Source organism: Nostoc sp. DedVER02, from assembly GCF_034530675.2.
In the GTDB taxonomy this organism is placed as follows: Bacteria; Cyanobacteriota; Cyanobacteriia; order Cyanobacteriales; family Nostocaceae; genus Nostoc.
On record NZ_JAVRCP020000084.1, the window covers coordinates 1 to 1,048 of the forward strand.

General features: G+C 38.5%; 2 protein-coding genes. Both read left to right on the forward strand.

Annotated elements, in window-relative coordinates:
- Positions 1-268: 268 nt before the first annotated feature.
- The gene (locus RMZ41_RS31940) at positions 269-544 is read left to right on the forward strand and encodes a hypothetical protein (protein ID WP_322644119.1); all 276 of its coding nucleotides are present in this window, start codon (positions 269-271) and stop codon (positions 542-544) included.
- Positions 545-686: 142 nt separating this feature from the next.
- Positions 687-1,046 carry a hypothetical protein gene (locus RMZ41_RS31945; RefSeq protein ID WP_322644120.1) on the forward strand — a complete coding sequence of 120 codons (360 nt, stop codon included), beginning with the start codon at positions 687-689 and terminating at the stop codon, positions 1,044-1,046.
- The last annotated feature ends 2 nt before the right edge of the window (positions 1,047-1,048 follow it).

Here is a 1,048-nt window from a genome sequence, read left to right on the forward strand (position 1 = left end):
CTCATATCTTGCACCTAACCGAATAAACCCGTAAAAGGTAGATAAAGAGCGCAAAATCTAACAGTAAAAGAAGAATGCTATTTAAGTATGAGCAAGTTATAATATATTTGAAATAAACAGTAATACTACTTAAGCGATTCCAAGATAACAAGATACTCAGATGACGCAAAAAGCGTCATCTGAAAGTGCGATCGTAAATGTTGGATTTGCTATGAGGCTAAAAGCATGAGAGAAAGGGCGTGAAATGTATTCGTAAATTAGCAAGACAATGCTTGCCCACGCCCAAGACCTAGTTTACAACCTCAAACAACTGATGCCGACCCAGTACCAAAAAGATAATCTAGAGGCAATGCTGGGATTATTCTTAAACGCACAAGGATATCCTCTACCTGAACATAGTCAAACAAAATCTCCAAGTGCATTAAGCCGATTTTTAAATGTTAATCCTTGGTCAACAAGAGAAATGATTCGTATTGTTCGCAATCAAACATTACAAACAGTTTTAAAGATGTTATTGTCATGCAGTTACAGGCGTAGCTATTAATCGTAAGTTAACTGATGGCAGACTTTTAAGACATCTACATCAACAAGGACAACAAGTTCGGTTAGTTGGTTTAAAGTTTCCTGTTACCGTATCTTGGTATTACTTAAAGCGTGATAACGGCAAATTAGAAAAACGTTTTGTTTTGTCTACTCGACCCATTAAAGCTTCTACTCTTAAGTGGTGGGGTAAGCGTCGTTGGCAGATTGAGGGATGGTTTAAAACTGCAAAGCATCGTTTCGGTTTGCACCGTTTTGGACAGGGTTCTCTCCTTGGTATGTATCGCTGGCTGATTCTTTCTCTGACCGCTTACCTCATCACTCATTGGACTTATCTCTATATTCAGTCTGGATCACCACCTGATTGGGGTCAGGCTGCAAAAATTGCCCTAGAATCTATTTTCCCTCAAATAGTTGTGTCTGTTCTTTTACTTGATATTGAACGCCTATCTTTCCTTGCACTTAGTTGTGGTTTTGACATTCATATTTCCAGATGCAAGATGTGAGT

Excerpts from the sequence above, each read along its gene's own strand:
- RMZ41_RS31940 (WP_322644119.1), top strand. The coding sequence starts at position 269 with ATGCTTGCCCACGCCCAAGACCTAGTTTACAACCTCAAACAACTGATG.